This is a genomic window from Bacillus sp. JJ634, assembly GCF_036962285.1.
GTDB lineage: Bacteria > Bacillota > Bacilli > Bacillales > DSM-1321 > Peribacillus > Peribacillus asahii_A.
Genome location: NZ_JBALMU010000059.1, coordinates 1 through 8,739, shown reverse-complemented (window position 1 = coordinate 8,739; position 8,739 = coordinate 1). Strand labels below are relative to the sequence as shown.

Genomic DNA, 8,739 nt, shown 5'->3' with positions numbered 1-8,739 from the left:
TAAATCTTCACGAAACATGCCTTCTTTCATTAAATCTAGTAAACTACGATTTGTAGCAGCGATAATGCGGAAGTCGATCTTGATTTCCTTTTCTCCACCAACACGGTAAAATTTTTGTTCTTGAAGTACCCGTAGGAACTTTACCTGCATGTCGAGCGGCATTTCTCCTACTTCATCAAGAAATAAAGTTCCACCTTTTGCTAGTTCTATTTTCCCCTTTTTACCTTTACTATCAGCACCGGAAAAGGCACCTCTTTCATAGCCGAATAATTCACTTTCAAATAAAGACGCTGATATGGCACCACAGTTAATTGAAATAAAAGGTGAGCTTGGTTCTTCACTTGCTTCGTGAATAGCTTTCGCAAACACTTCCTTCCCAACACCACTTTCGCCAAGGATTAGAACGGTGGATTTAACAGAACATACTTTTCTAGCTAGATTTACTGTTTCCTGTAGTACGGCACTTTTCCCTTTAATCGATTGAAATGGATCCGATAAGTTCTTATACATTGCTGCTTCTTGCTCTAAGCGATGTAATTTATTAGACAAATTAAATAATTTTTCATTAAGCACAACTTGATTCGTCACATCTGATACCGCTGATACTGCACCGATAATCTGTCCATTAAAATAAACTGGATTCGTGTTAAGTAAGATAAACAAATCAGAACGAGGCTGATGGTACTTTCCTTTAGTACTTTTTCCTTCATAAAGCGATTGAAAGATTGCGAGTTTTTTAGGGTCAAAAAAATTAGTAATCGGGGAGCCAACTATCTCTTGATAGTTGGCTGAGTACATTATTTCTGCTCCTTTTGTCAATGTACACACGATCCCGTTATCGTCAACGACGGTAACTAATGAATCAGTCGTTTGAATAACAGTTTCATAGAATGCTTTTAATTGATTGTAAGAGTTATGAAGAAAATTGATCATTTGTGCAGCTGTGGCACAGACTATAGGATTTTTGTTTGTATCAAGAATAACGACTGTGGAATGGTGACGAAATGCCTGAATTAAAGATGAGAGTGAATCATCCTCAGCATATACAATTTTACATAGAAGCCCAGGTTCATTCTCTGTTGAACGATAATAATATTCACCATTTTTCTGTTCAATGTGAAATGGACCGAATGACGTATCCATTAGAAAGTATTTAACTGCTTCCTTCACCGATGGTAATGAAAATGTCATGGTAGCCTCCTAATCTGTACAATTTTTTTGTCACTGTAAAGAAAATTATACATTCTATTTTGGTAAATTCAAGAAATTTTTACATTATTTTCACCTCTTAATCTTTTAATAAAGTGAATGACACTTTTCTTAGGAATAGGGAAAGTTCTTGAAAAAATGTAAAGTCACCACCTCTATAACGTTATGTCACTTTTAATTATGGTTCAAATTTTCTTCTTTTTGTAAGTTTATGCCAAATCGGCACGGTAATTGCATTATAAGTTGATGAAGACATTTACTAGAGACAAGTCTTTTATATGAAACATTGTGAGGCTTTAATCTAAGGGGGGAATTATCGGCCGTTCAATTATTTATTACGCTTCTAAATATGGGAGAAATGGAATGATGTTTAGAAAAAGGGAGATTTGTCAGTGGCAAGCTATCTATTTAAATGTCTGAAGAATCAAAAAAGGGGGAAAAAATGAATAATAAACCTTTATGGCAACCAAGTCAAGAATATATTGAATCCACACGACTTTATCAATGGATGGAACAGCTTGGATATTCTGATTATAATAAATTTTTTGATGATTCTACGCGAGATATAGCATGGTTTTGGGGAGAAGTTGAAAAAGAGCTTGGCATTGAATGGATACAACCGTATGAAAACGTTCTCAATCTATCAGAAGGAATCAAATATCCCAATTGGTATGAGGGAGGACAAATTAATATTATTCAAACCGTTCTTGATAAATGGGCGAAAAATCCCGAAACAGCTGATCAATTAGCGATTATTTGGGAAAGTGAAGATGGAGAGATTAGAAAATATACGTATGCTGATATTAGCTCTTGGGTAGATCGGGTTGCCCAAGGACTTAAGAACCAAGGAATTGAAAAGGGAGATCGAATCTGTATATACATGCCAATGATACCTGAAACAGCTGTTGCTATATTAGCTGCTGGCAAGATCGGTGCAATATTTTCTCCCGCTTTTTCTGGTTATGGTGCAGAAGCACTAGCAACACGTGTAGATGCTGCACAGGCCAAGATGTTAATTACTGCAGATGGCTTTTTGAGACGCAATAAAGTAATAAAGATGAAAGAAGAGGTAGATAAAGTAGTTGACATGACGTCATCTATTGAAAAAGTTGTGGTAGTGCGTCGTCTGAACCGTGAAATCCCTTGGTCAGAAGGCATAGATATGGATTGGGCTGAACTTGAATCAACAGAAGTTACTGATGTTAAGACCGAAGTCATGGAAAGCTCAGATCCATTGATGCTGATCTATACCTCAGGAACGACAGGCAAGCCAAAGGGTGCAGTACATACACATTCTGGTTTTCCTATCAAGGCAGCGTTGGACGTTGGAATTGGGATGGACTTAAAACAAAGTGATAGACTATTGTGGGTGGCTGACATGGGGTGGCTGACAGGTCCAGTCATATTATTTGGTTCCTTATTAAACGGTGCAACAGCTGTTTTTTATGAAGGTTCTCCTGATTATCCTAACCCAGATCGATTATGGAAACTAGCAGCGGATCATCAAGTAACCCATTTAGGCGTATCTCCTACTCTTATTCGCTCATTGATGAAACAGGAAGATTTTCATGAAATGAATTATGATCTGACAAATCTAAGGGTTTTCACATCAACTGGAGAGCCTTGGAATAGTGAATCTTGGGTATGGCTTTTTGAAAAAATAGGAAAGAGTCAACTCCCGATTATTAATTATGCAGGGGGAACTGAAATTTCTGGTGGAATTTTAACAAATGTTCTTGTGAAAGCGATTACCCCAATTACATTTAATTCACCAGTACCTGGTATGGACGTACATGTGTTATCTGAAACTGGTGATTCTGTTCAAAACTCCTTGGGTGAATTATCGATGAAAAAACCGTGGGTTGGCATGACAAAGGGTTTTTGGCAAGAACGAGAACGGTATGAGCAGTCTTATTGGAATCGTTGGCAGGATACGTGGGTTCATGGAGATTGGGCTATTGTTGATGAAGATGGTTTTTGGACAATTACAGGCCGATCAGATGATACATTAAATATTGCTGGCAAGCGACTAGGACCTTCAGAGATGGAAGCCGTCTTACAAAAGCATGAATGTGTTTTAGAAGCAGCAACAATTGGTGTACCGGATGAGGTAAAAGGGGTTGCGCCAGTTTGTTTTGTTGTCTTGCATTCAGGCAGTTTAGAAAGTGATGATATAAAAAGTGAACTTTTAGATTTAATAGGGTTGCATATGGGGAAGGCAATGCGTCCGAAATCAATTTATTTTGTAGCTGAACTTCCAAAAACGAAAAATGGAAAAGTTCTTCGCAGAGCTATTCGAGCTGCTTATCTAAATTTAGAGAGCGGTGACTTATCATCTTTGGAAAATCCGGATGCAATTGAGAATATACGTTTACTAGATTCTATCATTAAATAATAGCCTTCCTATATTGAGTAAGTTACGATTTATCCCACATTAACTAGATGGAAGCCACCTTGATTAATACAAGAAGTGAAGCGATAAGGATAACTGCCCATAAATGTCCGATAAGTCACACTAACCATCAGTGGGGGATATAGAAAAAAACCTACTGATGGAAATTCGCTTTATGAGAAAAATCAAATGTTAGGTTTAAAAGCTCGAGTGATTATTTAATAGATTGTAAAAGGAGGTAATATATGGAAATTGTTGTTATTTTATTATCGTTGTTTTTCCTAATGTTTATTGCTTTCCGTGGTTTCAGTGTTATTTTATTTGCACCTATTTGTGCATTATTTGCGGTTTTATTAACAGAACCAGGCTATGTGATGCCATTTTATTCTGGAATTTTTATGGATAAGATGGTAGGTTTTATCAAAAGTTATTTTCCCGTATTTTTATTAGGAGCCATTTTCGGAAAAGTAATGGAAATGTCGGGTTTTGTAAAATCAATAGCGAATACTGTTGTTAAAGTCATTGGAACAAGTCGAGCTATGCTAGCGATTGTGATTGTTGGGGCAATATTAACATACGGTGGAGTTTCAGTATTCGTTGTCGTTTTTGCTATCTATCCATTTGCGGCAGAATTGTTTAAAGCTGCAGACATACCAAAAAGGTTAATTCCAGTTACAATTGCTCTTGGGGCATTTACATTTTCGATGGATGCTTTACCAGGATCACCGCAAATTCAGAATATTATTCCAACTTCTTTTTTTAAAACGACAACATGGGCTGCTCCTTGGCTTGGGGTTATTGGAGCTATATTTGTTTTCACAGTAGGTATGATTTACTTGGAATGGCGAAGAAGAAAAGCAAAAGCAGCTGGAGAAGGATATGGAAGCGATCATAAAAACGAGCCACAACAGATATCAGATGTTAAACTTCCAAATTTCTTTATTGCCATACTGCCTCTTATCATAGTAGGAGTATTCAATAGAGTGTTTACAAATTTGATTCCGAAATTTTATGGAACACAGTTTGACTTTACGAAGATTGATCTTGCAAACGTGAATGTAGTTGATATTACAAAGGAAACATCGATTTGGGCGATTGAAGGTGCGCTTGTACTTGGGATAGTAACAGTAATTGTATTCTCTTTTAAACAGATGAAAATGAATTTTAATTCCAATATTAATGTAGCGATTGGTGGTGCGTTACTCGCAACAATTAACACCGCTTCCGAGTATGGATATGGGGCTGTAATTTCTATGCTTCCTGGTTTTAAGACTATTAATCAAGCAATGTCTAATACGTTTACAAATCCTCTTGTAAATGAAGCGGTAACGACAACTACGCTAGCAGGTATAACAGCTTCCTCCTCAGGAGGGATGAGTATTGCTCTTGCAGCAATGAGTGAGAAATATCTTGAACAAGCACAAAAGTTTGGTATTGAGCCTGAAGTGCTTCATCGAGTTGCGTCTATGGCATCAGGTGGAATGGACACATTACCACATAGTGGTGCGATCATAACTTTGTTAGTGGTTACGGGGCTTACACATAAACAGTCTTATTTTGATATTTTTGTATTGACAATTATTAAAACGATTGCAGCATTCTTCATTATTGGAGTGTATTATCTTTTTGGGATTGTGTAAGTTTAATGCGTTCGCTAAAAAGAATCTGTAATTGGTATCCTTCTACTAGATTGGTAGTTTTACTTGAAATCCAAATTGAAAAGTAAGATGTTCAAGTTAAAAAGGTCAAACTCAGTAATGAAGAAAAAACAATTTTTTATTAAGAATGGAGCGGATCAATATGTCTACAAAAAAAGAACGAACAGTCGTTGTAACTGGTGCAGCTCAAGGGATTGGTTATGCCATAGCAGAAGCATTCGTACATAATGGTGACTTTGTTGCTATTTGTGATATAAACTTGCCAGCTACAGAAAGTGCAGCGAATAAGTTGCAAAATGCAAAAGGTTATAAAGTGAACGTTACAGATGAAGAAGATATAAAGAACTTTGTTCAATTGCTTACAGCTGAACGTGGAACCATTGATGTACTGGTAAACAATGCAGGATTGCAGCATATTGATAAAGTTGAAGATTTTCCTGTAGATAAATGGAGACTTTTAATTGATGTCATGCTCACAGGTTCGTTTTTAATGACTAAGTATGCGCTTCCTTTTATGAAAGAACAACAGTATGGTCGTATTATTAATATTTCATCGGTACATGGAAAAATGGCTTCTCCATATAAATCTGCTTATGTTTCTGCTAAACATGGCGTTGTTGGTTTCACTCGTACAGTTGCAATAGAAACAGCAAATTCAGGTATTACAGTAAATGCCATTATGCCTGGAGCAGTTCGAACAGAATTAGTTGAGAAACAGTTAGCAAAATTGGCCAAGGAAGATGGGACCTCAGAACAAGAAGCACTTGAGAAGCACATCTTAGGAAAACAGCCTATGAAACGTATACTGGAGCCATCTGAAATAGGCAATGTTGCTGTTTTTTTATCCTCTAATGAGGCAGCTGCTATTACTGGAGATTGTTTAAGTGTCTCGGGTGGTTGGTAAAAAGATGGGCGTGATAGGGGAGAGAATGAGCGCTTACGAAGCAAAAGTAGTCGGAGACCCGTACTCCCTTGTGTTATATATAATGGGGAAGAAGAAAAAATAGGGTCTTTTATTCCAATTAAATAAGTTTAAAAAAGCCACTAAACTTGAGTGTTAGTGGCTTTTTTATGATTTTCGAGATTTATTCATATATATAGTATTACAGACCATTTACTCACCATTTTGCTAACGTACTTATTTTTTTGAACTAAACGTATTTAACTGAACTAATTTTGAACTTTTAACAAACCTTGATATATCAAAATTTTTAAGACTTACTTAGTTCAATTAAACTAGTTTGATTTTGCTTAATAAGATTGACTGAGTGAAATTCGACAAAAACTATTTAAATATAATATTTAACAAGTCATAACCCGTTATTTTTGGCATTTTACCAAAAAATATATATATTAATATAGTTAAAAACGAGAGGATACACCATATTTAACTTGAGGTACACACCAAAATCATCTTAAAGTCCATTTATATGGGCTTTTTTTCTTGGGAAAAGTTTATAAAACCTCATACACCTTCGTTAAAGTTTTCTTCAACACCATCATGATTTTTATGAAGAAAACTTTTTAACGCTGTAATGCTAACAAAGATTATTCCATACAAAATGAAAAAAGTAATATTTTGGAAAAGATATCGATAGAATACATATTAATGCTGTTATCCCTAAACATGCTTCAAAATTAATTTTATTTACTAGGAGGGCATTAATAAGTTTATCTAACATATATAGAAAATTGATTATAAGAAGGGGCATTCGAAACTAACCACTTTTTCTTTATTGATGTGAATACAAAGGAAAGTGGGGTGAATATAATAGGAATATACATTTGATTGCAGTTTAAATAAGAAAGTGAGCGGAAAATTTTGAAGATATCTGAGGTATATGAAAGGTATTTAAGTGGGGAAAAATTTAAAAGTATACGTGAAATCAATCTTGGGTATTTACCGATAAAACAACCAGTTGATTTAGTAGGGCGTTCACCAATTATGCAAGAACTCGCTAAAAAACATTCAAGACATGTAAATAATAAATAAAACCCCGCTTTATTGTACAAACGGGGAATAATAATGCTAGTTGATTTTTTTGTATTGTATCATTCTTTTTACTAATGGATCCGTGTTACTAACGTGAATAGGTTTAACCATGCTTCCAGTTATTTTGTTAGTTTGTTTAGCACTTTGGTTAGTGCTTGTTTCACCCAATTTTCTCGCGGCACGATTTCTTATATCTTGTATTCTAATTGGAGTTTTAGCGCTGCTCATATATATCACTCCTTTATTCAATGATATTTAACAATCCTTCATTCGTCAAGAATAGATTCATGTTCCGTTTCCGTCATCACCAGTGCTTGTTAAGGCCACCATGTACTCGATATTTTCAATATTTTTACTGATTGTATTATGTAATAGTTCAAAAAGGTATCTGTCTAAAATATCAAAGGGATAAGTATAGCTGCTAATAACAGTAACATACTCATCTACACCGTAACAAAAATAGAAAACAAGATAATTCTTTTTTAATATGCTATCTTGATTATTTTTGTTAAAAATTGCAGATTCCCCTGTTTCTTTAGTTTCTTCGACTAATTCATGTAACTCTTCGGGTATAGCTCCGTTATATACATTATATGAAAACGTGGCATGGAGCGGGTGATTTTTGTATCCCGCTTGAATCTCTGCTAAAAAATACTCCAATACCTCCTTATAATCGATGCTTGAATCATTTAAAAATTCAATTGTCCTTCCGGTCGCATGATCACTAGTCAAATAGGCCATAAGCTTAGCTTTAGTTCCGCTGATTTCAACAGTTTCAATAGCTGCTTGCTCAATATTGTCTACTTCAAATTCCATATTGAAAAACTTAAATCTTTTTAAACGTTTAAAAGCAACAGGAAGTATCAAAAATAAAAGCATCCAAATTAAAAGTAAAAAGAGTCCTCGAAAGATAATTTTATTAAAATTGGATTCAACAATAGGTTTAACTAAAATAGTTAACCATGTTTCTTTCTCTTGGGAACTGCTGCTCGAAGGATTTTCTATTGTTTTTACATCGGATTTTGCCTCAGATGATTCATTCTTTTCTGCTTGTAAAAAGAGTTCTTTTGGATTCTCTTTGAGAGTATTTTGGAAAAGTAGAAGTGAAGCAAGTATCATCCAAATTAAAATCAAAATTATCCCCGAAGTGTATAAATATGGAATTAAAAAATTAATCCATTGAAAAAATGATCTTCTTTCCTCATTCTCAGTATTAATGCGAGGCACTATTTTCCCTCCTTTTTCTCATTCTATCGAAATGTTTTCTATCTAACAATAGATTGTAAACCATCTAATCTTAAAAATTCATTAACTATATTAGAAAATCTAAATCGCGTATTTATTTCTTTTCTACATTTAAACTCACCGATAAGAGAAACCCTATTTTCTTTATTTACAGCATCTTTTGAGAAATTTGGATATCTATATTAAAGTTTATAAGAGATTGTGAAGGTTTGTACGTAAAATACAATGCAAAAATGTATTTT

General features: G+C 34.8%; 6 protein-coding genes. 3 read left to right on the top strand and 3 right to left on the bottom strand.

The window, feature by feature from the left end:
* Nucleotides 1-1,191: sigma 54-interacting transcriptional regulator (locus V7068_RS10740; protein WP_499712727.1), on the bottom strand; the 1,191-nt coding region annotated here is incomplete at its 3' end.
* Nucleotides 1,192-1,651: 460 nt separating this feature from the next.
* Between V7068_RS10740 and V7068_RS10735 the strand changes: the two genes are divergently transcribed.
* The 3 genes from V7068_RS10735 to V7068_RS10725 all read left to right on the top strand — a co-directional run bounded on the left by V7068_RS10735 (nucleotide 1,652) and on the right by V7068_RS10725 (nucleotide 6,163).
* Nucleotides 1,652-3,604: an AMP-binding protein gene (locus V7068_RS10735; RefSeq protein ID WP_499712726.1), complete on the top strand. Its 1,953-nt coding sequence runs from the start codon at nucleotides 1,652-1,654 to the stop codon at nucleotides 3,602-3,604.
* Nucleotides 3,605-3,846: 242 nt separating this feature from the next.
* Nucleotides 3,847-5,241: a GntP family permease gene (locus V7068_RS10730; RefSeq protein ID WP_499712725.1), complete on the top strand. Its 1,395-nt coding sequence runs from the start codon at nucleotides 3,847-3,849 to the stop codon at nucleotides 5,239-5,241.
* 160 nt (nucleotides 5,242-5,401) lie between these two features.
* Nucleotides 5,402-6,163 (top strand): 3-hydroxybutyrate dehydrogenase, encoded by a 762-nt coding sequence (locus V7068_RS10725; RefSeq protein WP_499712724.1) that lies wholly within the window; start codon nucleotides 5,402-5,404, stop codon nucleotides 6,161-6,163.
* 1,125 nt (nucleotides 6,164-7,288) lie between these two features.
* Here V7068_RS10725 and V7068_RS10720 read toward each other — a convergent pair.
* Together V7068_RS10720 and V7068_RS10715 are read right to left on the bottom strand one after the other, a co-directional pair.
* A complete protein-coding gene (locus V7068_RS10720) occupies nucleotides 7,289-7,480 on the bottom strand; it encodes a hypothetical protein (RefSeq protein WP_375350682.1) in 192 nt (63 codons plus the stop codon).
* Nucleotides 7,481-7,537: 57 nt separating this feature from the next.
* Complete coding sequence (locus V7068_RS10715; RefSeq protein WP_499712723.1) at nucleotides 7,538-8,479, bottom strand: hypothetical protein; 942 nt, start codon at nucleotides 8,477-8,479, stop codon at nucleotides 7,538-7,540.
* Nucleotides 8,480-8,739: the final 260 nt, after the last annotated feature.